This is a genomic window from Sphingobacterium zeae, from assembly GCF_030818895.1.
GTDB classification, from domain to species: Bacteria; Bacteroidota; Bacteroidia; order Sphingobacteriales; family Sphingobacteriaceae; genus Sphingobacterium; species Sphingobacterium zeae.
The window spans coordinates 1,195,318-1,221,424 of record NZ_JAUTBA010000001.1 but is presented as its reverse complement, the minus strand read 5'-3'; the positions used below and the strand labels follow the sequence as shown (position 1 = coordinate 1,221,424).

20 protein-coding genes are annotated in these 26,107 nt (G+C 39.9%); 5 read left to right on the top strand and 15 right to left on the bottom strand.

What is annotated here, in order from left to right; translation table 11 throughout:
* Window position 1: 1 nt before the first annotated feature.
* Together QE382_RS04935 and QE382_RS04930 are read right to left on the bottom strand one after the other, a co-directional pair.
* Window positions 2–1,396, bottom strand: a complete 1,395-nt coding sequence (locus QE382_RS04935) for a TolC family protein (RefSeq protein WP_307184928.1) — start codon at window positions 1,394–1,396, stop codon at window positions 2–4.
* A 109-nt stretch (window positions 1,397–1,505) separates the two neighbouring features.
* Window positions 1,506–1,631: a hypothetical protein gene (locus QE382_RS04930; RefSeq protein WP_293883827.1), complete on the bottom strand. Its 126-nt coding sequence runs from the start codon at window positions 1,629–1,631 to the stop codon at window positions 1,506–1,508.
* Window positions 1,632–1,754: 123 nt separating this feature from the next.
* On the opposite strand from QE382_RS04930, the gene QE382_RS04925 reads away from it, so the two are divergent.
* Together QE382_RS04925 and QE382_RS04920 are read left to right on the top strand one after the other, a co-directional pair.
* Complete coding sequence (locus QE382_RS04925) at window positions 1,755–2,522, top strand: TatD family hydrolase (RefSeq protein ID WP_307184927.1); 768 nt, start codon at window positions 1,755–1,757, stop codon at window positions 2,520–2,522.
* A gap of 12 nt (window positions 2,523–2,534) precedes the next feature.
* Window positions 2,535–3,554 carry an asparaginase gene (locus tag QE382_RS04920; protein WP_209580582.1) on the top strand — a complete coding sequence of 340 codons (1,020 nt, stop codon included), beginning with the start codon at window positions 2,535–2,537 and terminating at the stop codon, window positions 3,552–3,554.
* A 96-nt stretch (window positions 3,555–3,650) separates the two neighbouring features.
* Here the strand turns inward: QE382_RS04920 and QE382_RS04915 are convergent, their stop codons facing one another.
* From QE382_RS04915 to QE382_RS04865, 11 genes are all read right to left on the bottom strand, one after another.
* On the bottom strand, window positions 3,651–4,958 hold the full coding sequence (locus QE382_RS04915) for a bifunctional folylpolyglutamate synthase/dihydrofolate synthase (RefSeq protein ID WP_307184926.1): 1,308 nt from the start codon (window positions 4,956–4,958) through the stop codon (window positions 3,651–3,653).
* Window positions 4,959–4,969: 11 nt separating this feature from the next.
* Window positions 4,970–5,797: an energy transducer TonB gene (locus tag QE382_RS04910; protein ID WP_209580580.1), complete on the bottom strand. Its 828-nt coding sequence runs from the start codon at window positions 5,795–5,797 to the stop codon at window positions 4,970–4,972.
* A gap of 58 nt (window positions 5,798–5,855) precedes the next feature.
* The gene (locus QE382_RS04905; RefSeq protein WP_209580579.1) at window positions 5,856–6,266 is read right to left on the bottom strand and encodes an ExbD/TolR family protein; all 411 of its coding nucleotides are present in this window, start codon (window positions 6,264–6,266) and stop codon (window positions 5,856–5,858) included.
* Window positions 6,266–6,973: a MotA/TolQ/ExbB proton channel family protein gene (locus QE382_RS04900; RefSeq protein WP_307184925.1), complete on the bottom strand. Its 708-nt coding sequence runs from the start codon at window positions 6,971–6,973 to the stop codon at window positions 6,266–6,268. The genes QE382_RS04905 and QE382_RS04900 overlap by 1 nt, the downstream gene beginning before the upstream one ends.
* Window positions 6,974–6,998: 25 nt before the next feature.
* Window positions 6,999–8,429: an HU domain-containing protein gene (locus tag QE382_RS04895; protein ID WP_307184924.1), complete on the bottom strand. Its 1,431-nt coding sequence runs from the start codon at window positions 8,427–8,429 to the stop codon at window positions 6,999–7,001.
* A 40-nt stretch (window positions 8,430–8,469) separates the two neighbouring features.
* Window positions 8,470–10,212: a TonB-dependent receptor gene (locus QE382_RS04890; RefSeq protein WP_307184923.1), complete on the bottom strand. Its 1,743-nt coding sequence runs from the start codon at window positions 10,210–10,212 to the stop codon at window positions 8,470–8,472.
* A gap of 6 nt (window positions 10,213–10,218) precedes the next feature.
* Window positions 10,219–13,257: a tetratricopeptide repeat protein gene (locus tag QE382_RS04885; protein WP_307184922.1), complete on the bottom strand. Its 3,039-nt coding sequence runs from the start codon at window positions 13,255–13,257 to the stop codon at window positions 10,219–10,221.
* Window positions 13,258–13,589: 332 nt separating this feature from the next.
* A complete protein-coding gene (locus QE382_RS04880; protein ID WP_307184921.1) occupies window positions 13,590–14,528 on the bottom strand; it encodes an aspartate carbamoyltransferase catalytic subunit in 939 nt (312 codons plus the stop codon).
* Window positions 14,529–14,620: 92 nt separating this feature from the next.
* Entirely contained in the window at window positions 14,621–15,184 is a 564-nt protein-coding gene (gene pyrR / locus QE382_RS04875) for a bifunctional pyr operon transcriptional regulator/uracil phosphoribosyltransferase PyrR (RefSeq protein ID WP_209580570.1), read from the bottom strand.
* A 246-nt stretch (window positions 15,185–15,430) separates the two neighbouring features.
* Window positions 15,431–16,828: an APC family permease gene (locus QE382_RS04870; protein WP_307184920.1), complete on the bottom strand. Its 1,398-nt coding sequence runs from the start codon at window positions 16,826–16,828 to the stop codon at window positions 15,431–15,433.
* A 310-nt stretch (window positions 16,829–17,138) separates the two neighbouring features.
* Complete coding sequence (locus QE382_RS04865) at window positions 17,139–20,153, bottom strand: glycosyltransferase family 117 protein (protein ID WP_307184919.1); 3,015 nt, start codon at window positions 20,151–20,153, stop codon at window positions 17,139–17,141.
* Window positions 20,154–20,954: 801 nt separating this feature from the next.
* Between QE382_RS04865 and QE382_RS04860 the strand changes: the two genes are divergently transcribed.
* The 3 genes from QE382_RS04860 to pth all read left to right on the top strand — a co-directional run bounded on the left by QE382_RS04860 (window position 20,955) and on the right by pth (window position 23,641).
* A complete protein-coding gene (locus QE382_RS04860; protein ID WP_293883805.1) occupies window positions 20,955–21,911 on the top strand; it encodes a ribose-phosphate pyrophosphokinase in 957 nt (318 codons plus the stop codon).
* A gap of 488 nt (window positions 21,912–22,399) precedes the next feature.
* The gene (locus QE382_RS04855) at window positions 22,400–22,996 is read left to right on the top strand and encodes a 50S ribosomal protein L25/general stress protein Ctc (protein ID WP_307184918.1); all 597 of its coding nucleotides are present in this window, start codon (window positions 22,400–22,402) and stop codon (window positions 22,994–22,996) included.
* 81 nt (window positions 22,997–23,077) lie between these two features.
* Complete coding sequence (gene pth / locus QE382_RS04850) at window positions 23,078–23,641, top strand: aminoacyl-tRNA hydrolase (RefSeq protein ID WP_209580561.1); 564 nt, start codon at window positions 23,078–23,080, stop codon at window positions 23,639–23,641.
* A gap of 114 nt (window positions 23,642–23,755) precedes the next feature.
* Here pth and QE382_RS04845 read toward each other — a convergent pair whose 3' ends face one another.
* Together QE382_RS04845 and QE382_RS04840 are read right to left on the bottom strand one after the other, a co-directional pair.
* On the bottom strand, window positions 23,756–25,528 hold the full coding sequence (locus tag QE382_RS04845; protein ID WP_307184917.1) for a M56 family metallopeptidase: 1,773 nt from the start codon (window positions 25,526–25,528) through the stop codon (window positions 23,756–23,758).
* Between the two features lie 4 nt (window positions 25,529–25,532).
* Window positions 25,533–25,895 carry a BlaI/MecI/CopY family transcriptional regulator gene (locus QE382_RS04840; protein WP_307184916.1) on the bottom strand — a complete coding sequence of 121 codons (363 nt, stop codon included), beginning with the start codon at window positions 25,893–25,895 and terminating at the stop codon, window positions 25,533–25,535.
* Between the last annotated feature and the right edge of the window lie 212 nt (window positions 25,896–26,107).

Below are 26,107 nucleotides of genomic sequence, written 5' to 3'. Positions count from 1 at the left end.
CTTACTCATGTATGGTTTGTAATAATTTTCCTGATGTATGTAATAACTCCACTGCTGCAGTACGTTGCTGCAACACATTATTAAAATAGCCTAAATTGACTTTGTACCAGTCATTTTCAGCAGCCAATAATTCAGTAACATCTATCAATCCAGCTTGATATTGCTTCACAGCCATAGAAAGGTTATTTTCAGCTACTTTTAATTGCTGTTCGCCCACTTTCAACTTTTGGTTGCCAGTCGTATAGTTAACCTTATTCTTGCTCAATAATAGGTTTAACTTTTCCTGTGTATCTTCCCGTTTGGTCGTATTGATATGTTGATCGAGTTTAACTTGCTTTATCTTATTGTGATGCTCTCCTCCCGTATAGAGATCCCATTTAACCCCTACACCGACCATTAGATTGGGGCTCCCCTTGATGGAATTAAGCGGTAAGTTGACTGTACCCAATAGGGGTTGGTCTTTAACAGTTAGCTTGGAATTGAATACATTCAGATAGTTTGCAGAGCCAAAGGCAAAGACAGCAGGAAGCGCTCCCCCTTTTTCTTTTTTGTACACGTACTCATAGGCTTTGGACGAAGCATCCAGTGCTTTAAGCTCAGATCGCTGCTCAACATCACTAGGGAGCTCCGACAAAAATATAGGTTTAAGTCCATAATGAATCGCACCAACCTCCTGAAAAGATACCCCGGCTACTTGTTCAAGCTTTTGACACAACAGGTCGCGGTTGCCCGAAAGCTCCACTTTTTTTTCTTCCAGCTCCAGCAAGGCCAATTTCAATTTATCGCGATCGTAAGGTATTGCAAGTCCATTTTGAATGGCTTTATTTACCTTTTCTTGCTCTTTCTTTAATCGCTTTTCGGAATCCACGATCAATTTATCAACTTCATCCAACAACATCAGCTGATCGAAAGAAGCAATAATATCTTTTGAAAGTGTTTCCCGGCTCGCTGATTCCAGGTACTGCTGGGCAACAGCTTTCTCCTGCAATGCTTTTATTCCATTCGGAATCTGCAGCCCCGAGAAAATAATCTGCTTGACAGACACGCCTGCATAAGCAGCATGGCCATGTAGGCTAAATCCCGTTGCTCCTTCAAATAAGCCTAAGTTTAGTAATGGAATATTAACGGTCGGAATATCAACGCTCCCATTGCTATGAACATAACCGTATAATCCGAGTGCAGAGACATGGGGCAGCCGATTTGCTTTTACACCCTCGGCTTCGAAACGTGCTTTATCAACTTCGTAGGCCTTCAATTTCAATTCTTTATTGGTCTGAAAAGCTTTTTGAATAATATCTTTTACCGACGGATCAATCAATGATTGCGCATGTAGTTTGTTTAAAAACAGAACCGATGCCAAAGTCAATAAACCCAGGCTTAACTTCTTATTCATCATATGACTCATTAATTCTTATAAAAATAGGACAATAACCGCCTCGCTTATCTGTTTAACAGTAAATCTTACGGTATGTTTGACTGCTAACTCTTTTTATCCAACATTCTTTTCAACGCGAATAACATGCAACAATAGGACATTCATGCAGCAGTAACTGCCCATCAACAAATCGCTTTTTCGAAGAAGCAAAGAATGGAATCCAGTCCTTCAGCAGTAATCCGCTATTATTTTTCATTTTTGCTAATTAATAAGTTATCTTTGGAGATCGAATTGAAATTTTGGTAATTAATCACACCACTTTATTCGATAATAATAAAAACAACTTTTTACCCTAACCGCTGCGTCCACGCAGAAAACTATGTTGCTTACAGATACACATACACACATTTATTACCATGCAGGAACGACGAAACTGCAAGAAAATCTTCAGCGTTGCTTTGATAATGATATCCAACGTCTTTTTTTGCCAAATGTAAATAGCGCTTCCATAAAACCCGTATTTGACACCGTAGCAGCTTATCCAGATCACTGTTTTCCCATGCTTGGATTACATCCCTGCGATGTCAAGGAAAACTATCTAGAAGAGTTAGAAATCATCCGAAAAAGCTTGGAAACTTACAAAGTCTATGCCATAGGTGAGATCGGACTGGATCTTTACTGGGATAAAAGCACGCTTGAAATTCAAAAAAATGCTTTTAGGACGCAGGTTCAATGGGCTAAGGAATTAAATCTCCCGATCGATATCCACTGCCGTGAAGCCTTTACAGAATTGTTCGAATTACTGGAAGAACTTCACGACGACAAATTGTTTGGCGTCCTGCACTGCTTTACAGGATCCCTTGAACAGGCCAATCGGGCCATCGAGTTAGGTTTCGCTCTGGGTATTGGCGGAGTCGTCACCTTTAAAAAAGCAGGCTTAGATCAGGTGGTCAAAGAAATCGATTTAAAACACCTTGTCTTAGAGACAGATGCGCCCTATTTGGCTCCTGTACCGTTCCGAGGTAAAGAAAATGAAAGCAGCTATTTGACCTATATCGCACAGAAAGTAGCTGACCTTCACCAGATTTCCATCGAAAAGGTAGCCGAAATCACAACAGAAAATTCAAAACGTATATTTGGTATATAATTTCAACACTCAATGCATAATATCTTTATTATCTACACAGGTGGGACCATTGGCATGGTTAAAGATGAGACAGGCACATTCGTTCCTTTCGACTTTGAATTGATCAAACGTAATCTCCCTGATTTAAGTCGCTTAGACTATAAACTCACCGTGCACTCTTTTGAACCCATTATCGATTCATCCAACATGAAGCCCGAAATATGGATTGAAATGGCACAAATTATTAAGGATAACTATGCAGATTACGATGGTTTTGTGATCTTACATGGTTCCGATACCATGGCGTTTACGGCATCGGTATTGAGCTTTATGCTGGAAGGACTCCAAAAACCGGTTATATTATCGGGCTCCCAGCTGCCTATTGGCGAAATTCGAACGGATGCCCGAGAAAATATGATGACCGCCCTTGAAATAGCATCGGCAAAACAAGATGGTGTGTCTATTATACAGGAAGTTTGTATTCTTTTCGACAATAAATTATTCCGCGGTAATCGTTCTTTTAAATATAACTCCGCTAAGTTTGAGGCTTTTAGATCCCCAAATTATCCCGTATTGGTAGAAGCTGGTATTCACCTCAAATACAATACAGATGCTTTATTGAACAATATTAATAAAGAATTTATCTTGCATACAAAATTGGATAATCGGGTGGCAGTATTGAAACTATTCCCCGGAATCTCTGCGCAAACAATCAAAGCGGTATTAAACTCCGATGTCCGCTCCATTGTGATGGAAACATTCGGTTCAGGAAATACCACCACCGACACGTGGTTTCTGGATTTACTAAAGGAAGCGATTGAGCAGGGTAAAAACATCCTCAATATTTCTCAATGTAAAGTTGGATCGGTCGAATTGGGGCGCTATGAAACCTCACAAGGTCTTAAATCCATCGGCGTGCTCAATGGCTATGACCTCACATTTGAGGCTGCAGTAACCAAATTAATGTATCTTCAGGGCGAACTTGAAGATCAAAGAGAAGTTGCTTATTGGATTGAAAAGGATATCCGCGGTGAATTGACTGTAAATGACTAAGTATAAATGACAATAGATCACAAAAGACTTATCGAGTGATAAGTCTTTTGTGATCTATGTATTTCCACGGTATAGATCTCGCTACAATGTCAATTTTTATTGTTCAGTGGGCAGGCCAGCAAGCACTTCCGCAACAACAAAATTACTTCCACCAACAAAAATAAGATTGCCCTGCTGGTAAGCATTTTTTGCTGCATCAAATGCGGCCGCGACACTCGGAAAGTCCAACCCTTTTAATCCAAATCCAAGAGCTTCTTTACGCAATTCACTGGCTGGCAGCGCACGCGGCATATCCGGAGCAGAGAAATAATAAATTGCGTCTTTGGGCAAATGGGGGAGCATATGTGTTAAGTCCTTATCGCGCATCGCCCCGATGACAAAGTGAAGTTGATCATAATTTGTAGTCGCCAGGTTTTTCAACACTTCATGAATTCCGTCTTCGTTGTGTCCTGTATCACAGATAACAAAAGGTTCTTTAGACAATTGTTGCCAACGGCCTTGGATCCCTGTGGTCGTTTGTACTTTCTTCAAGGCTTCATGAACGTGATGATCACTGATCTCAAAGCCCTGTTTACGCAATTCATCAACAGCAGACAAAACACCAGCAAGATTTTTCACCTGGTAAGAACCTTTCAGATCCAGCTGATATGATGATGAATGGCCAGAAGAATCGGTAGTTTGCACGGTCAGATAGTCTTGATCTACCCCCAACATTTTTGTCCGATATGTGTCGGAAGCAAATTGTATGGGAGCCTCCTCAAGTGCTGCTTTTTTCAAAAATACAGCAGCTGTCTCTTCGGCATACTCCGAAATGATCACGGGCGTATCTCTTTTGATAATACCTGCTTTTTCGCCTGCAATTTCCGCCAGCGTATTACCGAGGAGATTCATGTGATCAAACCCAATATTGGTAATCACCGACAATAGCGGGTGAATAATATTGGTGCTATCCAAACGTCCGCCAAGGCCAACTTCAATAACGGCGATATCAACTTTCTTTTTCTCAAAATAATCGAAAGCCATCGCTACAGTGATTTCAAAAAAAGAGGGCGTTACTTGTTCGATCAGCTCGCGATGTGCATGAACAAAATCAACAACAAATTCTTTATCACATAACTGGCCATTGACGCGGATACGTTCTCGAAAATCCAGTAAATGTGGCGAAGTATAGAGGCCCGTCTTATAACCTGCTTCTGCTAAGATAGCGGCTAGCATATGGGAGGTAGATCCCTTTCCATTTGTTCCGGCAATATGCAATGTTTTGAATTTTTGCTGTGGATTAGCTAACGCAGCGCAAAGTTTGATGGTATTGTCAAGGTCTTTTTTGAAGGCTGAGGCGCCATCCCTTGTAAACATAGGCAATCGAGTATACAGATACTCGATTGCCTCATTATAAGCATTCATGTGAATGATTTTTATCTTAATCTAAAATTGAATACAATCCGTCCAGTCTGCGAGTCTGGGGCATTCGGCAATTGATTCAACCGAGCACCTCTAACAGCACGCTCACATTTTTCCAAAAGGGAAGGATCAGTAATTGTAGTTCCCTTCACACCAGCACGCGCATAGGTTATAATTCCCTGCTTGTTGACTCTGAACTCTACAGCGACCTTTCCCGCCTGCTGTCCATTGTCGTCGATACTTGGTCTTTGGGTGAAGCTGCGGTTTTCAATGGATAACATCATATTACCGTTTCCAGATCCCCCTTCGCCATAATTACTTGCCAAGGGATCCCCTAATTTGGAACCTTGATTACCCGGTGTTGTTCCTGTGCCGTCACCTGCTCCAGTACCGTTGTTTTTATTGCCTTTAAAAAGTGCTTTAGCATTCGCCTGTGGTGCTACCTCTTTAACTTCTTTGGTTGTTTCTGGTGCTTTTGACACCACTTTCTTCTCTGTCTTTGTAACCGCAGGAGCATCTTCCAGATCTTGAGTGACGACAGCCTTCTCAGCAACCTGTTGCGTTGGGGTCGGTGTCGGCGTTTCCACAGGATCGATACGGTCAGGACGCTCATTATTGGCATTCGGATCTACAGAAGGTTCTTCGACACTCATATAGTCATCCCCCATACCTTCTGGAGAAGTACCATAGTTAACAATAAGTCCTCCCATACCTATCATAGGAGGTTCTTCCGCCTTAAACACCACAAAAAAACCAATCAAGAGCAACGATGCCATGACCAGAGTCGATATCCCCAATGCCTTGGGGAAATTATTTTCTTCATGTTGAAGATGATATCTCATCGCATTAATCTCCTATATTAATAGCTGACCATTAAACTTAAAAAAAGTTTAATGGTGGTTACTTATCTTTTTTTGGCTCAGTTGCCAACACGACCTTCACTTTTAACCGATTGGCTACATCCATCACTGAAATAACATTTTGGATAGGAACCGTATTATCGACGTAAAGCATAATTGTCAACTCCTCGCCGGCAGCCATTTGTGATTGAATTGCAGCTTCCAACCCTTCGATAGGAACTGGAGTTTTGTCAATAAAATAACCTAAATCTTTGGTAATCGAAACCGTAACGGTCTTTTTAGCAACAGATTGCTCTCCTGCGCTGGACTTTGGCAACAAGAGCTTAACAACTTGAGGATTAGACACTGCTGAGGCCAACAGGAAGAACAACATCAAGAAAAACATGATGTCATTCAGCGCTGAAGTATGAACCTCTGCAGATGGTTTATTTTTTCTACTTCGTAAATTCATTATCTTCCTGGTTCATCCAATAAATCAATAAATTCAACTGCATCAGTTTCCATACGCAAAATTAAACGCTCGACCATCATATTTAAAATATGGTAACCCAAGTAAGCTAAGATACCAACCGCAAGACCGGATGCAGATGACACCATTTTCACATATAAACCTCCTGACACAGAAGCAATATCAATACCACCTGCTAATTCAACCTCATGGAAAATCTTAATTACCCCAAAAATCGTACCCACGAAGCCCAGCATTGGAGCAATACCGGCAATGATACCCAGGATATTAATATTTTTCTCCAATTTGGCAACTTCCAGCTTACATACATTTTCGATGGCACCTTCAATATCTTTGATAGGTCTACCTACACGCAATAAACCTTTTTGCAACATACGTCCCAATGCAGAGTTACTTGAGCGACACACCGCTAAGGCAGAATCCAGATTTCCCGACAGTACATTCGCTTTCACCTGCGACATTAAGCTATTATCGTATTTTGCGGCACGACGAATGGTTAAATAACGTTCAAAAAAGATTACCAATCCAATAAAAAACAACAATAGGATCGGAATCATAATCCATCCCCCTTTGATCATCATATCGATCAAACTCATGTTTTCTGTACTTGCAGCGGCAGGTAACGGTTGTTGCGCAGCTTGATTAAATGAATCCACAGCAGCTGTTGCTGTATCCTGTACTAATGACATAATTATTAATAGTTTTATATAGTTTCTATAATGTTTCTACCCAAGCATCCTTAATCTTATTAACCACCGATCTTTTTGCGAGCTGAGCCTCCTGGTTAGTCATATAAGTATTTAAGATAATTTTCTTTCTATCTTTTTTATTCTTTCCTTCAACGGCGCGTGCCGTCTTATAGCCCATTGCTCGCAGACGCTGTGCTTCTTGCTCAGCACTTACCATAGTTTTTGCAGATCCAATAACTACCTGATATCTTGGCTGTGCCACGGGGATAGATTCTTTGATCACCGGGTTCGCGTCCAAAGCCGTCGGTTTGGCCGCTCCACTACTCGATGGTACAGTTGCTGTATTTTTAACAGAATCTTTTAAAGCGGTTGTAGCCAATGAATCGACTTTATTTAAACTATCGGCTTGCAACGTATTGGACACTGTATCAGCAGGTATGATTGGCTTGGGTTGAATAAGCGTATCTGCCGTTTTTACAACAGGCTTGGTCGACCCGAATAACGAATCTTTCAACGATGGATTGGTGTAAACGACCGCTACGGCAACCATGGCGAGCACAATAACTCCAGTCATCCAATACCAGACCGCATTTGAATTTCGTGGCTCCTCTTCATAGCTATTGGGTGCATATGTTGAGCTGGCATTAGCCGTCGCTATAGCACCGATTTCCTTGTTTGAATCTGTTTCTGCATTTGGAGTAATAGATGGACTGTTATCAGCCACCATAGGTGCATTCACAAGTTCAGACTGCTGATCTTTGTCCTCCGTTACCGAAGATCCTTCGGTTTCGACATCATCGGTGCGATTGCTTGTTAATCCAGTCTCCTGCGCAGGCTCATCAACAACCGTACTCTTTTCTGCTTCCGGTTCATCTGTCGCTTCGGCGTCCTCTTCGCTAACTTCTTCAACCACCACGGCTTCATCTTCATCAGGCCTATCTGGAATAGACTCCTCAACAGTGTCCTCTTGAGGAGCGACTTCTACAATAGGTTCTTCTTCCAAAGCTGGTTCCGCAGGCTCGTCTTCGCCTTCCAAAGGAGAAACAACTGTTTCAATCTCCGGTGCAAAAAGGTTCGTTACGGGCTGGAAGTCGAAACCCGATAGATCCAAAGGTTTGAATACTAAGCTTGAACCGTAACTAATCAATAGGCCAAGATCATCCAGTTTAGCCTGTCCAAACTGACCCAAATCAGCTCTCAGACTATCAACAGCATCCGATAAAATCTGCTGCGACTGACTTAGTCCCAAATTTTCCTGTTGCTGGATATAATGAACGATATTAAATCCATGCTGCGCAGAATAGTCAAGTTCGACATAGGAAATTGGCGGCAAAAATACATTATGCTGTTTATCGAACTGAGCCGGAGAATGAATTCGTTTGAACACACCTATTCCCGGCACGTATACTTCCGCATAACGTTTTAATAAACTATTGATGTTTTTGCCTAGATTCATTGCGCACTATTTTAAGATGCAAATTTATAATCTTAATTCGTTAAAACGAATAATTAAGACCACCAATTACATTAAAGCCCAATCGTGGGTAATACATATAACGTTCGTATTCTTTTCCAAAGATATTATTTGCTTTGACGAAAATACCAAATTGCTTTTTGACCCGATATTCTGCGCCTGCATTAAGATCAGCGAACGAAGCGATTGTTGCCTTATGACCACTGCCAGTAATACGGCTGCCATCTGTATCATAATCATAGATATATGCATACGTGTTACCCTGAGTAGAAAGTTCAGCATCTACGAAAAGTTTATCAGAGATATTGAAACGCGCATTGGCCTGCATGCGGAATTTTGGCAATCCCCAAGCTTCCTCTTCATCGCTCAAATTATAATCGTCGATATACACCCTACCTCCTAGATTAACCAGTTGTGAAAGGCGCACATTAATTTCACCTTCAAATCCCATATGCTTCGCCTTATTGATCACGCCATCATAAACGACATCGAATGCCCAAGGAACATAACCATTTTGGGTATCGCCAAATGCACTATTTTTAAATAAAGGCAGGCCCTCGATCTGTTTGTAGAATACCTTTACTTTATAACCAAAAGTTGCTCCGGCATTCCCTTTTAATCCCGCATAAATGTTCATTTTCTCGATCGAATTAATCATTTTAGCGTTCGGGGCCAAATAAGGATTTTCTTTCGCAAAGCTGCGGAAAGAAGCTTGCTTTACTCCCCCATTAATTCCGGCAAACAAAGAGATATATTCAGGTGCCAAAGCAAAATCAGCTTCTACTGAAGGAAAAATATTGAACCGTGAGCTATCACCAAATTCGGAAGTTAAATTTGCTCCCAAGGTAACGTTATAATTATCGCCTTTAAAACGAATATACGGATTGACTACGGCTAAATGATTCTTTACTTCAGCACTATCTTTCACGTTATTCATCGTCACGCTCACATTTGCACCGACATTAAATGCACTTAAACGCTTGTTCAGATAACCAGATAATGCGATGGAATTTTCTTTGGCTTTGTAGGCATCTTTAAATAAATAGCCGTCAACTTTCGCCGAGTAGCTGATCGCCTGTTCATTTTTGGGATCTACATTACTCGATAGTTCACCATTTAAATAGATATCTGTAAATGTCTGTTTATCTGGACTTGTATTTAACAATGTTGTTCCCGATTGATCAAAGGTCTGACCATAGAAATTTGTACCATAACGATTGTAACCAAGCGTCCCCTTTACTGTTACCGCATCCAACACCCGGCGACCAAAAACACCAATATCTTGTGTACTGAACTTCTGTCCGTCAATATTACCCTTTTGGCTCAGATGCTTTGCAAATAAGCCGAATCGCGTATTCTCATACTGTTCAGAAGCTAAATAAGCCTCGCCCAATATACTGTTATAGTTACCGATACCAAACTTGACATAGTTGCTACTATGCTCAAAAGGTTGTGCGAAAGGAATCTCCTGCACATTTAACTGTTTCAATCCAGTATTGATATCCAATTTCTTATCCAAAATATTGTTGTAGGTCAACTTGGGCTGGTATTCCCTTTTATTGGTCATATCCGGACTGCGCCGAATTTTCACAGCATCCGCAAGAATGGGTTTATAATCACGAACAACATCAAAAGAATCGATAGTGACTGGTTTCTCAGGATCATTCTTCTTGCCTGTTTCTTGTGCAAAAGAATTCAATCCCACGCCCATCAAAAGCGCTGCTAAAGTATATTTCTTCACGTTTCTATTTTGCAACTTCTTCATTATATCCTATTTCTTTTTGTTGTTCAATTTATTTAGACGTTCTTTTGCTGCAGGCAAAATATCGTCTTTCGCATCATAGTTATCCACAATTGATTCAAGCGTAGCTTTGGCCTGGAAGGTATCTCCTTTACCGGCATAAGCATCAGCCATCGTAATAAAGCTTTTCGCAACCCAATATTCGTACGAAGAGAAATTATCAGATAGATCCATTGCCGTTTTAATACAAGCATCATATTGTTTATTTTCCAATTGCAGCAGAGCAACATTGTATTTTGCTTCTGCCCCATAAACCGTACGGCTCTTCAATGCAGCTAAACTAAATTCTTTCATTGCTTCAGCTTTCTTATTTTGCTTCACGTAACATTTACCGGCATATAAGTAGGCATTTGCGATCTCCTCTTCCGAAGATTTTTCGTAATTTTTAACCGCATTGGTATAATTTAATGCTTCTTTATAATCTCCAATTTGATAATAAGAAACCATCAAATTGTTGATTGCAAAACCATAATTGGATTTGTATTCAGAAGTAAGCTCGAGCTTTTTCAATAACTGCGTAGCCTCATTGTATTTCTTTTGTTTCAAATACAAATTAGAGACAGAAATCAGCGTGCGCTCTGTATAAGGGGAAGTCCAGTCATTCAAAATAATATTGTAATCATGTAACGCATCCTCGGTATTTCCTAGGGCAGCATTACTTTCGGCACGGATAAAACGCGCATATTTCTCTTGATTTGGTTTAGGGAATTTATCAAAGTACGCATTTACAGCTTCTACAGCGCCTTTGTAATTTCCTCTTGAAAATAAAGTTGTCGCGGTGGAGAATGAACGGGAATCTTGCTCTGATTTCGAAACATCACCAAGGTTGGTACCTGTTGCATATTTAATATAACCAGTCGCGTCGCCCTTGTCCAAATAGATATTTTCAATGGAGCGCATAGCCTGTCTGGCTTCGTCCGTTGAAGCATACTGATCGACCACACGTTGGAATGTTGCCAGCGCAGCATCATTGTTATCTTGATTATACTGAACCAGACCAATTGTTACCAAAGCACGTGGTACATAACTGCTGCGCGGATATTTTTCCACCATGGTTTGGAGTCCAGCAATGGCCTGATCACTTTCTCCCATTAAGAAACGTGTATAAGGAATCTCAAAGGCAATATCGTCGGCATAATTAGAATTCGGGAATTGCGCAATAACAGCATTCAACGTAGCAATTTTACCGTTATTATCCCCTTGCAATCCTTGGATAATACCTCTTTGGAACAATGCGTAATCCTGACTAGGTGCTTTAGAAGAGATTAATTTATTATATTCTGTTAAAGCTCGGCCGTAATTTTTGGAAGAGAAGTACGAGTCACCCAAACGTGCGATGGCATCGTTACGTGTATTCATCTCTATACCCTTTGAGCCACCCGAGGCGAGAAAACGCTCGAAATAATTAGCCGCAGTATTATAATTACCATTACGGAAAGCAGCGTAGGCTAAAGCATAATTGGCATAACCATACACATCGGTTTTACTAGCTCCAGGCAAACGTAGAAATTTATTGAAATTGGTTACGGCTTCACCGTATTTACGAACTTCATACATCGCTTCTGCTTTCCAATACGTTGCTAAAGCATAAATTTCCTCATCATAACGAAACTGCTCAGAACGCATGAATAAGGAGATTGCATTTTCAAAAGCACGTTCGTTATAATATTCCAAACCTCTATAATAGGTTACTTTTTGATAGGCGGAGTTTGCTTCTTTACCACGTTTAGGAATAGACTCCAAAATATCTACTGCCTCGCGGTAATTCTTTGTGCTCAGCAACACTTCAGCAAGCAGTGTTTTCGCTTCCTCCAAACGTTTCGATTTTGGGTACGTTTTTAGATATTCCTGTGTCGAAGCCAATGCGACCTGGTGAAATTCTAATTCATATGAAAGCTTCGCATAGTTGAACAAGCCCTCTTCTTGCATCGCTGGATCAAAATCCAGTTTCGAAGCACGGAAAAATGCGTTACGTGCAGATTGCTTATTGCCTTTCTTCAAGAAGGCATCCCCCAGGGTAATCATCGCAGACTGATAATATGCATCTGGATCAGTCATCTTTTCCAATTCAGTGATCGCCTTATCATAATCTTTCAATTTATAAGCGATATAACCGATTTGGTAGCTATCCTGATTATTCTGTGTTTTACCTTGATCTTGTGCCTGGAATTTATCGTAATACGCTTTGGACGTTTTTAAGTCGCCTTTGATAAAGTAGGTCGCCGCGACAATACGGAACATCTCTGTTTCATTTTCTTGCTTTGTACGCGACAAAATTGGCAATGCATAATTCAGCACATCGTCGTAGCGTTTATCCAAGAAATATAAAGCCGTGATATAATAAGGGTAGCTATTTTCGAACTGCTTAGATCCATTGAGACGCTCAAATTCATTCAACGCCGTTTTATATTCGGCATCTAGGTAGGAAAGATAAGCGTAATAATAAATAGATGCCTCCTGAAATTCAGTTTTCTGATCTTTTAAGCTTTCAAATAAAGGTTTCGCTGCCTTATAATCTTTCGTCATAAAGGAAGCATAACCATACTTAAAGCGGTATTCAACATTCTCTTTACCCGCAAGATTTTTGCTATCAATCTTGTTAAACCATTCTAGCGCTTTAACGTAGTCTTTTTTAGCATAGTAAGATTTACCGATCTGAAAGTAAGCTGCTTTGGCATTTGCACTCACAGGGAAATCTTTAATGTATTTCAAAAAACGATTTTCGGCATCAGACTCTCCCAATTCCAAGGCGCAAACAGCTTGATAATACCGGACATTTTCTTTCAATAAAGAAAGCTCCTCTGTCTCATCCAATTGCAAATTGGATTTTGTCCGCAAAGCTTCAACACGATCAAATTGCACTGAAGCGGCACTAAATTTTCCGCGTTCAAACAACTCCATCCCCGTTTTATACGCCTTGTTGATTTGTTGCCATTCTGTCTGTTGCGCTAATGCTGGCGTCGCCATAACGGTTAATGCAACTCCCACCTGGTAAATCTTCTTATACATAATATGTGAAACCTTAATATGTTATTTATCTGCAAATGTAAATGAATCTCCTCCTAAACCCTGATAAAATTGCCCTGAAACGCGAGTAAAATGAACAATCCTTCCCTATTATAGGTTACTAAGATCGCTTCAAATTTATCGAAATTCAATTCAAATCTCCACTGCTAAAGAGATAGTTTTATTCATTTTACTAAATTATACTTTAATTGAGCTATTTTACACAAAAGTTATTAACATCTGTGAATAATACTGTATTATAACGGAAATTTTGCACAAAAAATATGCCCGACAAAAAATAAAGTCAGGCATAATATTGTTAAAGCCGATTCCGACTATCCGCGTTGTCCTGCCAATAAGTACAACACAGCCATACGTACAGCAACACCGTTTTCGACCTGATCCAAAATAATGGAATGTTCACTGTCGGCAACGTCTGATGTAATTTCGACGCCACGGTTGATCGGTCCGGGGTGCATAATCGTGATGGGTTTATCCAAAGAGTCCAAAATTCCTTTATTCAGCCCATAAAGCATGGAGTACTCTCTTAATGATGGGAAATAAGCAATATCTTGGCGTTCCAATTGAATTCTTAACATATTTGCTACGTCACACCAATTGAGCGCCTTCCTCAAATCGTGCTCCACTTTTACCCCCAATGAAGTGATATGTTTCGGAATTAATGTGGTGGGTCCACAGACCATCACTTCCGCACCCTGCTTTTGAAGACATAAGATATTAGAAAGCGCAACCCGTGAGTGGGTGATATCGCCTACTATAGCAACTTTACGACCAGCCACATCGCCATAACGCTCGCGGATTGAAAAAGAGTCCAATAAAGCTTGCGTAGGATGTTCATGTGCTCCGTCACCTGCATTGACAATCTGTGCATCAACATGCTTACTTAAAAATACCCCTGCCCCAGCATAAGGATGTCGCATCACAATCATATCAACCTTCATCGCGAGAATATTGTTGACAGTATCTATCAGCGTCTCTCCTTTACTTACGGAGGACGATGATGCTGCGAAATTAACAATATCTGCAGAGAGTCTCTTTTCAGCAAGTTCAAAAGATAGACGTGTGCGCGTAGAGTTTTCAAAAAAAACGTTGGCGATTGTAATATCCCGTAAGGAAGGAACCTTTTTAATCGGTCTGTTTAATACTTCTTTAAAATTACTTGCTGTATCCAGGATCAATTGGATGTCGTTTTCTTTTAGATCTTTGATCCCCAATAAATGGCGGGTACTTAGTTGTTCTGCTACAGATGACATTTTAGCGTATTCAAATATTTACTAATCATTTTGTATTGAAAGTGCTCGTTCCCAAGGGCCAAAATAGACTTTAGGACTTTGAGGCACTTCTATTAATCGCCAGCTGACGTCTTCTTTTCTGTAATCAGGATAATGCTATCCTGATCATCTGACTCTTTCCAGTTAACAATTACTTTTTGCGAATCAATTGAATCGACCTGTATGCCGATATAATCAGGTTGAATAGGAATCTGTCTTGAGAATCTACGATCGACCAAAACAAGCAATTCTATTCGCTTTGCACGGCCAAAGGCCTGTACAGCATCCATTGCGGCACGAATAGTACGTCCTGTCCATAAGACGTCATCTATAAAAATGACCTCCTTACCTTCTACAATAAAATTGATATTTGTGCTATTTGCTAAGAGTGGACCAGCATTTCCTTTCGTGCGAAAGTCGTCGCGGTAAAAGGTAATGTCCAAATCGCCAACTAAAATCTCTTTACCGATCATTTGTTCAAGCTCTTTGACAATACGTCTCGCTAAGAAAGTTCCTCGGGGTTGAATACCTATGACGACAGCATTTGAAAAATCACCGTGATTCTCAATCAATTGACGACATAGTCTTTGAATTGTGATTTGAAATTTTGGTCCGTCTAATAAAATCGACTGTTTCATTATGGGAATGTTTGAGCAAAGCTACACTTTTTTTATAGAAATAACGCCATGAACAGCAATTAATTTCACCACTCGCATCCCACTGGCACACGATTAGAAAGTGATTTAAACAAAGTATATCTTTCTTTCCATAAAATTTGAAAACCTATTACTTCAGCATATCTACAGATTTTTATACTCATACATAACACTTACTAGCAACTATTTATGGAAAACTCCATAGCATCGACAGGTTCTCTACGAAAATTATTCCTCTCGCTCGACAGGTTTATTATTTCGTGCAAAAAAATACACAGGCACACCAATCAAGACAAGTATAAATCCAGGCCAGGTATATTGCGGTTTATAAATAATCAGTAACACACAAAAAACCGTACCTATCACAAGATATAAGATTGGTGTAACCGGAAATAGGAACGTTTTATAGGAGCGCTCTAAATCGGGTCTTCTGACACGCTGAATAATGACACCGAGTACCGTGATCATATAGAATATGACAATCACAAAGGATATCATATCCAGCAAATTCCCGTACTGGCCGCTTAGACAAAGCAATGAAGCCCAAATCCCCTGTAGCCACAATGATCTTGCCGGCACATCGTACTTGTTGTTGGGAATTGCCTGTTTCAAAAACAAACCATCTTTGGCCATGGTCTGAAAAACACGCGCCCCTGACAATGCAAGACCGTTGACACAACCAAATGTCGAGATCATAACTAAAATCGCCATCGCTATTGTACCACTATGGCCTAATATTTTCTCAGCGGCCGCAATCGCGACCCGATCATTGGCAGCAAAAGCGATCTCCTCTCTACTCAAAGCCGCCAGGTAAATGTAATTACAACTGATATAGAGCAGCATCACCAAGCTTGTACCGATTACCAAGGCGCGTACAACATTACGCTGTGGATTGACAATCTCACCCGAAACAAACGTTACATTTTCCCAGGCCACACTACTAAATACCGAACCTACCATCGCAGCAGCTAATGCTCCCATCAAAGCGCCTCCAGAGATCTGCGACCAGCCTACACCTTTTAAATTCTGGAAAGAATCCCAACCGTAAGCCATGTTTTCCGAAAAATGATTTTGTTTAATCAAGAACAAACCACCTAAAATCAACAAAATTAAAGCAATAATTTTTGCAGAGGTAAAAAAAGATTGGACAGTTTTTCCACTTTTAATTCCCCTGGTATTAATAAAGGTAAGGAGCATTATCACGCCCATTGCGAGAATCTGGATCCAGGTAATCTTAAATTCCCCACGCTGGAACAGTGGTGGAGCATCATTCAACTGCGGGATAAGATAGGCCGTAAACTTACCAAAGGCCACTGCTACCGCTGCTATCGTCCCTGTTTGAATGACCGTAAATAAGCTCCAACCATATAAAAAGCCGATAGGCTTCCCAAATATTGCTGTCAGATAGGTGTATTGTCCACCAGCCTTTGGATACATCGATGACAATTCGCCATAGCAGATTGCAGCTGCGACCGTTGCCAAAGCCGTCAACAACCACACGACCGCCAACCAATATCCGGACCCTAACTGCCGCATCATATCGCTCGATACAATAAAAATACCACTCCCGATCATCGACCCCATGACCAGCATCACTGCATCCCACAATTTTAATTGACGTTTCATATGCTATTTGTTTAGTATGATTTTCATTGGCAAAAGAACACCTTACATCCGGCATTCTAAATCACTTGCTTTATCATTCCGCACTCGACACCTTCTTAGATGACTATAAAGACAAGGCAAAAGCGCCAATACCAGGCACATCTGTATAATGAGCTTTTCTATAGAAGAATCTCCTCCTCATTCGGGTCGGTTTATAAGCCCTTAAGCTAAGAAAAAATAATCAAAAAAAAAGCTGCCCTTTGCTACAAATTTCTGTTTTGAATATCTGTAACAAAGGGCAGCCCTTATCTTAAAATGGTATCGCTAACAATTACTCAACACCATACTGTTGTTTATATAATTTCTCCAAATCGGTCACCTGCTGTAGTAACTGTTTTTCCGACGTGGTAGCCAAAATGCTCTTATAGGCACCCAATGCGCGTAAAGCTGTACCAATATTAGAATATTCCAGCTCAGGCTTTGTCTGTGCAATATCTTGATACCACCGCATATTTTGCGTCATAAATTTCAGGTTACGGTTTACGATCTCATTTGCACGTTTCGTTTCACCTGTTTCATACAACACATTGATAATTGGAATATACCCCAAAATATCACGCATCAGATAAACACGCTTCGGCATATTTTCATAAGTTTCGACGGCAACTTTACGTGCTTCATCCTTACGACCTTCCATCATCAATTGTGTCGCCGTACCACCCATTACTGTATTTGTAATCATGGTAATCATCCGGTAAGACTCTGGATCCAAGTAAGAAGCATGTGCCATATTACCCCATTGATATTTTGTGGTAATGTCTTTATAAGCAGACTGAGTATCGACCAATGTACCTTCTGCTCCTGCAGGAGTTGAAATAGGCATTAAGCGCAATGCAAAGCCCTCTTGCACCAAATACTTATCTAAACCAAGGTAATTATCATTTGGAACTGTCGCCGCAAAATAAATTGGACGTTTCCAATCGTTATTTAACAATACGTTTAAGATGGACAGCTCCGCTCTAGAAATATAATTTCTATTGTAAGTCCAGCTCATGGTATCGACAATGGATTCTTGCCATGCTTTAGGCACTACATTATTTTTCAGAACAGACTCTTTATTCACCGGAAGGCTAAAGTTTTTGGTCGGCAGGAAGTTTTCAAACTTACCACCTCTCAATTCCAATTTATTCTTTTGATCGTCCGATAATAAAATTTGCATAATCAAATCCAGATCAACATGTCCCGGTACTTTCATATCCTGATAGTAAAGTACCTCACGCACGCCTTTTTTGAACTTTTCATCATCAATATTGATTGGCAAACCGTCGGCCTGATTCACTTTTTGCTTCATCTGACGCATGTACCAGTCGGAACTCAATAAACTTAAATTCACCACGCGTACATCCGGACGATAATTTTCAACTTCCTGAACATACCACAACGGATAGGTATCGTTGTCACCATAGGTAAACAAGATTGCATTTGGCGCGCAAGAAGCCAGGTAGTTTTTCGCTAAATCGCGGGCGGTCGTCTTCTCCGAGCGATCGTGATCATCCCAGTTCTGGAAGCCCAACAATACCGGAGCACCCAACAAACAAGCAACTGTAGCTGCACCAGCAGCAATTTTACCATCCATTTTTTTGCTTAAATAATCGGCAATAGCGAAAACCCCTAGTCCGATCCAGATGGCAAAAGCATAGAAAGAACCTGCATAGGCATAGTCACGCTCACGAGGCTGAAGTGGGCTCTGATTTAAATACAATACAATGGCTAGCCCAGTAAAGAAAAACAATAAACCGACGATTCCCGCATCACGTTGCCGCTTTCCAAAATGCCAGAATGCGCCAATTAAACCAATAATCAAAGGCAGGAAGTAATATTTATTATTCGATGGATCAGTCTTTAATGAATCCGGAATAGCATTTTGCCCACCATTATGCATTTGATCAATCGGCTTGATACCCGCCTGCCAATTACCCTCTGTAAACGACCCTTGACCTTGTTGGTCATTTTGCCGGCCGGCAAAATTCCACAAGAAATAACGGCCATACATATGTCCGATCTGATAACTGAAAAAGAACTTGAGGTTATCGGCAAAAGTCGGAGACTGCCCATCTGGAATTTTCAAATAATCACGGTAATATTCGATATGTCCTTGATCTCGTGAGCTGTAGACACGTGGGAAAAACATGGTCTTATCATATTTATAGTCCATACCATTTTCCACCTTCGTATATTTGTCCTTATCTTTTCTATACGTATAGGTCGGCTCAGCATCAACCACCTGCGCATCAAATGTCGGACCATTTAAAAGCGGCTCACTAGCATATTGCTCGCGTCCCAAATAGCTTACAAAAGAAAATGCATTATCTGGATCACTGTTATTTAAGGTTGGATTGGCCTTGGCACGTACCATGATCATGGCAAAAGAGCTATAACCAAAAACAATAAACGCAGTGCTGATCAAAATCAGATTCAACATGGGTTTAACCTTCTTGATTGAATACCAAATACCATAGACAAATAAAGCGACAGCTAAAATCATGAACAGATTAAATCCGGTCCCAAAGCCCATTCCTAAGGTGTTTACAAAAAATAGATCAAAATAAGCCGCAGCTTTCACCGTATATTGGATAATACCCCATAAAATGAGGGCCAAAACAACGACACCTGTTAAAAACGCTTTTATTGCTCCCGAAGAGGTAACTGTTTTTGAACGCTTAAAATAAATCACCAAAGCAATTGCAGGAATTACCAATAAGTTGAGTAAGTGTACCCCGATAGAAAGGCCCATCACATAGGCGATAAAGATCAACCAGCGGTCCGCACCAGCCTCATCGGCGTGGTTTTCCCATTTTAAAATCCCCCAAAATACTACTGCAGTACATAAAGAAGACATCGCATAAACCTCAGACTCTACGGCAGAAAACCAAAAGGTATCTGTAAAAGCATAGGCCAATGCTCCTACAGCACCCGAACCAAATATTTTAATTAAATCGGTCGACGTATACGATCCATCAACACCCTTTACAACGATTTTCTTTGCTAAGGCTGTAATTGTCCAAAACAAAAACAAAATGGTCAGACCACTACATACCGCCGATCCGACATTCATCCAGAATGCAATTCGTGTAACATCTCCACCAGCAAGGTTGGAGAATATATTCTGAATCATTAAGAATAAAGGTGCTCCCGGCTGGTGCACAATTTGAAGCTTGAAGGCTGAAGCGATAAACTCACCACAGTCCCACCAACTCGTCGATCGTTCGGCAGTCATGACATATGCTACTGTTGCAATTAGCGCACATATCCATCCTAAAAGATTGTTGATTTTAGTATAGTTCATAAAATGATAACTGTAAAAAGTATTATTAATACGGCTCGAAAATAAGGATAAGTTAATAAGAAATGAACTTTATTCTGATTTTTTAACACATATTGATTGAAACAATTTCATTATGTGAGCCGATATTGGCTGTAAAGAAAGGATATAAAACTGTACGCACATACTTTTATAGACCGACAGCACCACTGAAAAAGGGGTGATGTAAAGATTTTTCGGCATCAAAGAAAAATTATTTATTTGAAAATCAGCCGAAATGCACTTTACAGGACATTTTTATTTGCAGAAATAAGAATAGTCCGTATATTTGCATCATCAAATGTGAACGACATCATCACGATCGAAAACACTTTTGAATTGTTTGTCCGATAGTATAAGGGTAGTACGACAGTTTTTGGTTCTGTTTGTCTTGGTTCGAATCCAGGTCGGACAACAAACAATAGAAAAGGCTTGCAAATGCAAGCCTTTTCTGCGTTATATGCAAGGCTTATATTTATAAAAGGGTTCAGATTTTTTTAAATTGCATTTTGATTTTTAAAACAAATCTCTATCTTTGCGTCGTCAAAAAGAAAAAGACGGAAACGTTGACTTTTTAGAGACATTGTCCGATAGTATAAGGGTAGTACGACAGTTTTTGGTTCTGTTTGTCTTGGTTCGAATCCAGGTCGGACAACTTTTAAAGTTAAGCATATATGGATTGTGAAAACAATCCATTTTTTTTAATGTTTAACTTTAAAAAATAGTCAGGGAATAAAAATATTGAATAAACGACAATACAACAACCCAACATAAATATACAAAACCATGCCTTTGCAATTCAACACGGTTAAACTATTTGCAGGTTCTGGCACTACAGAACTGGCCGAAAAAATCGCACAATCTTACGGGAAACCACTAGGAGACAAAACATTATCACGTTTTAGCGACGGTGAGATTCAACCATTCTACAATGAATCTGTTCGCGGAAGCGATGTTTTCATTATCCAGTCAACCAACCAACCTACCGACAATCTTTTTGAATTATTATTGATGACAGATGCAGCGAAGAGAGCTTCAGCGCATTACATCACAGCGGTAGTCCCTTACTTTGGTTTTGCAAGACAAGATCGAAAAGACAAACCAAGAGTTGCTATCGGCGCTAAAATGATTGCTAATCTGTTGACCGCTGCTGGTATCCACCGCATCATGACGATGGACCTACACGCAGCTCAAATCCAAGGGTTTTTCGATATCCCTGTTGATCATCTGGATGGCTCTATTATCTTTGTTCCTTATATCAAATCATTAAAACTTCCGAATTTAACGATTGCTTCTCCAGATATGGGTGGTTCGTACCGAGCACGTACTTTTGCTAAATTTTTCAATGCGGAAGTTATTATCTGTGATAAACGCCGTAAGCGTGCGAATGAAATCGAATCAATGTCGATCATTGGTGACGTTACAGGTCAAGATGTTGTTTTGATCGATGATATCTGTGATACGGCAGGTACGCTTTCAAAAGCAGCGGCATTGATTATGGAAAACGGAGCAAAATCTGTCAGAGCAGTTTGTACACATGCTGTGCTATCAGGAAAAGCTTATGAAACCATTGAAAATTCTGTATTGTCAGAAATGATCGTAACAGATACGATTCAATTGGATCCAGAAAAAGCAAAACAATCGACCAAAATCAAAGTGTTATCCACAGCAGACTTATTTGCGAAAGCCATAAAAAGCGTCAATCAACACTCTTCTATTTCTGACTTATTTGAAGTAGAATAAGCGTTGCGTTTTATAAAATATTGGACTCTGGTACGTGAAGCCTTAAGCGAAACGACCAGAGTCTTTTTTTTTATGGCCCCCACCCTTTTCTAAAAGCAACAACTATTTAAAAATACTATTTCGCGTGGTTCTTCTTTTTTAGCCCTGGGCGAATAGCTTTTTAGTTCCTACATAAGTGAACAATACTTGATTTATATCAATTCCTACATGACCAAGTGGACAACAGGGGGTTAACAGGGGTAAAACCCCTGTTAACCCCTTGCTATTTCCGTACTAAAAGAGTCATATTTCGGTTTTAATATAGAAAATGGTATCTATTTGTTCTTACATTGAGCTGATCAGTAAATTAGAATAGGTATAATCATGAGAATGGAAAAGTTCATAATCTTGAATAAGTGCCTGTTTTCGAAAGAATAGCGGCATCATTTTTTTTGATAATATCAGAAATTAGATTATCTTTGCACCTCAAATTTATAAAAAAATTAAAGATGAAATCAATTGCTATTAGCGGTTCTGTAAGACAGAACGTAGGGAAAAGAGATGCAAAAGAATTGCGTTACCAAGGCTTAGTACCAGCAGTACTTTACGGTGGTACAGAGCAAACAGCTCTTTCTGTATCCGCAGCTGATTTGAAACCAGTTCTTTACACTGCTGACGTAGTCATTGTTGAATTAAACATTGAAGGTCAAACTAAAAGAGCTATCGTTCAAGACGCACAATTCCACCCATTAACTGATTTAGTTACTCACGTTGACTTTTTAGAGTTATTTGATGACAAAGAAGTATCATTGAATATTCCTATCAAATTAACAGGAACTTCTCCAGGTGTTAAAATGGGGGGTAAATTAGTTCAAAAATTACGTAATTTACGCGTAAAAGCTTTACCTGCAAACTTACCGCAAGAAATTGAAGTACCAATGGAATCTTTAGAGGTTGGTAAATCAGTTCGTGTGGGTCAAATTCAATTAGAAAACGCAAAAGTATTGAACAATGCTGATGATACAATCGTATCGGTAATCATGTCTCGTGCATTGCGTCAAGCTGAACAAGAAGCTGCTAAAGCAACTAAAGGTGGTAAAAAATAATCTGAACAAGATTTTAAGATACTGCAGAAAGCACCGGATTTCGGTGCTTTTTTTGTTTACTAAATTTTTTATTTTTGCATCATGAATTATCTTATCGTTGGATTAGGCAATATTGGCAGTGAATATGCCGACACAAGGCATAATATCGGTTTTATGGTTGCCGATGAGCTTGTTAAACAGGCCAGTGCTAGCTTCTCCTTGCTGAAATTAGCCTATTATAGCGAATTTAAGCAAAGAGGGCATAATGTCACCGTCATTAAACCTACGACATACATGAACTTAAGTGGAAAGGCTGTTAATTATTATATGCAACAATGTAAAGTCCCAATTGAGCATGTATTGGTAATTGTGGATGATTTGGCGATCCCTTTCGGCTCACTACGCATGAAGCCCAAAGGAAGTAGCGCTGGTCACAACGGACTAAAATCCATTGAACAGCTTTGCGGTGGACAAGCATATCCCCGTTTACGTTTCGGCATTGGAGACAACTATCCAAAAGGCAGACAGGTAGATTATGTACTTGGCCCTTTTGATAAAGATGAACAAGCAGAGTTACCGGCTCTGATAGACCATTCCGTTAAAATGATCCAGAGTTTTGTTAATATCGGCATCGAGCTAACCATGACAAATCTGAATACGAAATAAAAAAAGCCGACTAGATCGGCTTTTTTTGTGTAACTCTTACGCGCTTCTTGTGTATAGACCTTATATTAGGCGTCGGCGTTGTGTTATTATTGTACACAACCCGATTTGAATGGATTATTCTCCCCTCTCTTTTTTAACCGCTTCACCTTTTTCTTTATCCAACTCGATCCTAATTACTTTCTTTACTTTCCCTGACAAACGATCCTCAACATCAGAAGATAATGCTTCAGGATGCTCCTTCATATAAGCCTTAGTGGTCACAATGACAACGCCATTCTCCGCCTGATCGCCATATCGTGCAGTAGCAGGATTATTTTTCAAAACCGATATGTTATCGATTGTATTCGGGTCTAACCCACTTAACTGGGCGTTTTCGACAATTTTCCCGTCGATTACAAGTAGGGGGTTTTCCTTAGATGCATGAACTCCACGAAACTCAATACTGCGGACAGCAGCTTTCCTCGCCCCATCATCTGATAACCCAATGCTATTTCCAGAGATTCCCTCCGTTCGGCCTTTGAGATCCGGTTCAGTCGTATTTATAGATTTATAGCTCGCCACAACAACTTTCGTAGGGTTTCCATTCATCTTAATCTTGGGAACATTAACTGCATCGTCCTTTTTATCATAAGTAAAAGTAAAGGGCTGATTCATTACCATAGGTGAACCGTTTTTTCTCAACGTGACAAGAATAACACCATTCTTCCCTTTTTCACCATATATTGCCTTACCATTATTCTTAATTACATTAATCGATTCGATTTCCGACGATGGAATAGCAGACATAATGGTTGAATAGAGTGGCTCCTTTTCAGGCTTCATATTGGCCCGAAAATGAATCGTATCCATTACACCTTTTGGCTTCAAGGTATCTTTTGTCATTTGCCTGGCAAGCAAGCCTTCCGCTAAAGACTTACTTACCTTGTTACTTATCTTTGCTGGCAAAGCAACATCAACTTGTAAGTCCTTGTCCAACTGGATAACCGTTGTCTTATTTACCTGCTCAACGACCCCCTCTATACTCCCCTCGACTTTACTTACTGTAAATGCTGCTCCCGTCAATAAAAATACCGGTAAAAGAAAGGCATATTTGCTGAGCTCTAATTTCGATGATCGTTTCTTGTTCATCATCACAATACGCCGTTTTAAGAGTTTAAAATTAAATTGATTGCTCAATCCCACCGAGCCCCCCTTTTTGGACACATTCAATAAGCTGTACTGGTAGGTCTGCTTGTCCGCTCCTTTATCAAGGACCTGTTGATCAGTCAAGAACTCCAAATTTTGGCGAATGGCCCTGCGCATGAGCCAAACGAAGGGATTGTACCAACAACATACCAATATCATCTCAAACAATAAAATATCCACACTGTGAAGGCCTTTCACATGAATATCCTCATGCTTAAAAATATCTTTCAGTTCAACCTCCTGATGCTGCCCCTTATTGACATATATTTTATTCAAAAACGAAAATGGAACAACCGGAATAAGCACATTCCGGAATAAATACGTCCGCCATTGATCGGACTTCGAATTCAGATGAATCCGCAATAAACTCAATAATTGAAACACAAATTTCAATAACAATAAAACGGCACCGATCACAAACAGGATTTCCACCAGCCTTCCTAAAGATAGCTGTTGTTGGACCTCCGGCTCCGTCATATAAAGTGAAAACTGCTCCCCTACTCCCCCCATATTCAACCCGCGCTGTACGAACAAAGACTTTAAATCAAGAAACGGATATATAAAAGCAAAAAGTCCGCCTACTAGAAAGTATACCCGATTTAGGGAATAGAACGTCAACCCGCTCAATAAACCGATATACCCCAAATAGATAATACCCAACAACAGGTTGATTTGTATAATATAGGTGAGTAAGCTTTCCATGCTATCAAGATTTATTATGCTTAATCATGTCCATAATTTCCTTTAATTCATCAGCTGTTAATTTCTCTTCCTGCACAAAGAAAGATACCATCTCCTTATAAGAATTTTTAAAATAATCACCGACAAAGGAATTCATAAATTTTGCTTTATAATCTTCCTCACTCACCATTGGTTCATAGCGCTTGGCGTTGGCATAACGCACTGCTTTCACAAATTCTTTACGTTCCAGATTCTTTACTGTTGAAGCTAAGGTGGTATAAGGCATCTTTTCACCTTTGATATTATCTAAGATCTCCTTTATAAATCCTCCATTGAGACTCCAAATCGACTGCATTGCCTGTTCTTCCTGTGCTGTTAATTTTTCCATGCCTGTATCTACTTTATCTAATCTTTCACTAACCTACGAATAATTCGTAAATATAAAAAATCTTTTTATACTGAGTTATATAATCGACAGTAAATAGCATCAGTCGGATTAGATCAAAAAACAAACGGCTCATTTCCTGCGTATTTAAATTCAAATCCCACGAATATAAGTTAGCTGGCAGAAAATTTGTTATAGGATTATTTTAATTCTAA

Excerpts from the sequence above, each read along its gene's own strand:
- QE382_RS04920 (WP_209580582.1), top strand. The coding sequence starts at position 2,535 with ATGCATAATATCTTTATTATCTACACAGGTGGGACCATTGGCATGGTT.
- pyrR (WP_209580570.1), bottom strand. The coding sequence starts at position 15,184 with ATGAAACAGTCGATTTTATTAGACGGACCAAAATTTCAAATCACAATT.
- QE382_RS04885 (WP_307184922.1), bottom strand. The coding sequence starts at position 13,257 with ATGTATAAGAAGATTTACCAGGTGGGAGTTGCATTAACCGTTATGGCG.
- QE382_RS04910 (WP_209580580.1), bottom strand. The coding sequence starts at position 5,797 with ATGAGATATCATCTTCAACATGAAGAAAATAATTTCCCCAAGGCATTG.
- QE382_RS04930 (WP_293883827.1), bottom strand. The coding sequence starts at position 1,631 with ATGAAAAATAATAGCGGATTACTGCTGAAGGACTGGATTCCATTCTTT.
- QE382_RS04895 (WP_307184924.1), bottom strand. The coding sequence starts at position 8,429 with ATGAATCTAGGCAAAAACATCAATAGTTTATTAAAACGTTATGCGGAA.
- QE382_RS04865 (WP_307184919.1), bottom strand. The coding sequence starts at position 20,153 with ATGAACTATACTAAAATCAACAATCTTTTAGGATGGATATGTGCGCTA.
- QE382_RS04925 (WP_307184927.1), top strand. The coding sequence starts at position 1,755 with ATGTTGCTTACAGATACACATACACACATTTATTACCATGCAGGAACG.
- QE382_RS04860 (WP_293883805.1), top strand. The coding sequence starts at position 20,955 with ATGCCTTTGCAATTCAACACGGTTAAACTATTTGCAGGTTCTGGCACT.
- QE382_RS04870 (WP_307184920.1), bottom strand. The coding sequence starts at position 16,828 with ATGAAACGTCAATTAAAATTGTGGGATGCAGTGATGCTGGTCATGGGG.
- pth (WP_209580561.1), top strand. The coding sequence starts at position 23,078 with ATGAATTATCTTATCGTTGGATTAGGCAATATTGGCAGTGAATATGCC.
- QE382_RS04840 (WP_307184916.1), bottom strand. The coding sequence starts at position 25,895 with ATGGAAAAATTAACAGCACAGGAAGAACAGGCAATGCAGTCGATTTGG.
- QE382_RS04845 (WP_307184917.1), bottom strand. The coding sequence starts at position 25,528 with ATGGAAAGCTTACTCACCTATATTATACAAATCAACCTGTTGTTGGGT.
- QE382_RS04935 (WP_307184928.1), bottom strand. The coding sequence starts at position 1,396 with ATGATGAATAAGAAGTTAAGCCTGGGTTTATTGACTTTGGCATCGGTT.
- QE382_RS04900 (WP_307184925.1), bottom strand. The coding sequence starts at position 6,973 with ATGTCATTAGTACAGGATACAGCAACAGCTGCTGTGGATTCATTTAAT.
- QE382_RS04915 (WP_307184926.1), bottom strand. The coding sequence starts at position 4,958 with ATGAATGCTTATAATGAGGCAATCGAGTATCTGTATACTCGATTGCCT.
- QE382_RS04905 (WP_209580579.1), bottom strand. The coding sequence starts at position 6,266 with ATGAATTTACGAAGTAGAAAAAATAAACCATCTGCAGAGGTTCATACT.
- QE382_RS04855 (WP_307184918.1), top strand. The coding sequence starts at position 22,400 with ATGAAATCAATTGCTATTAGCGGTTCTGTAAGACAGAACGTAGGGAAA.
- QE382_RS04880 (WP_307184921.1), bottom strand. The coding sequence starts at position 14,528 with ATGTCATCTGTAGCAGAACAACTAAGTACCCGCCATTTATTGGGGATC.
- QE382_RS04890 (WP_307184923.1), bottom strand. The coding sequence starts at position 10,212 with ATGAAGAAGTTGCAAAATAGAAACGTGAAGAAATATACTTTAGCAGCG.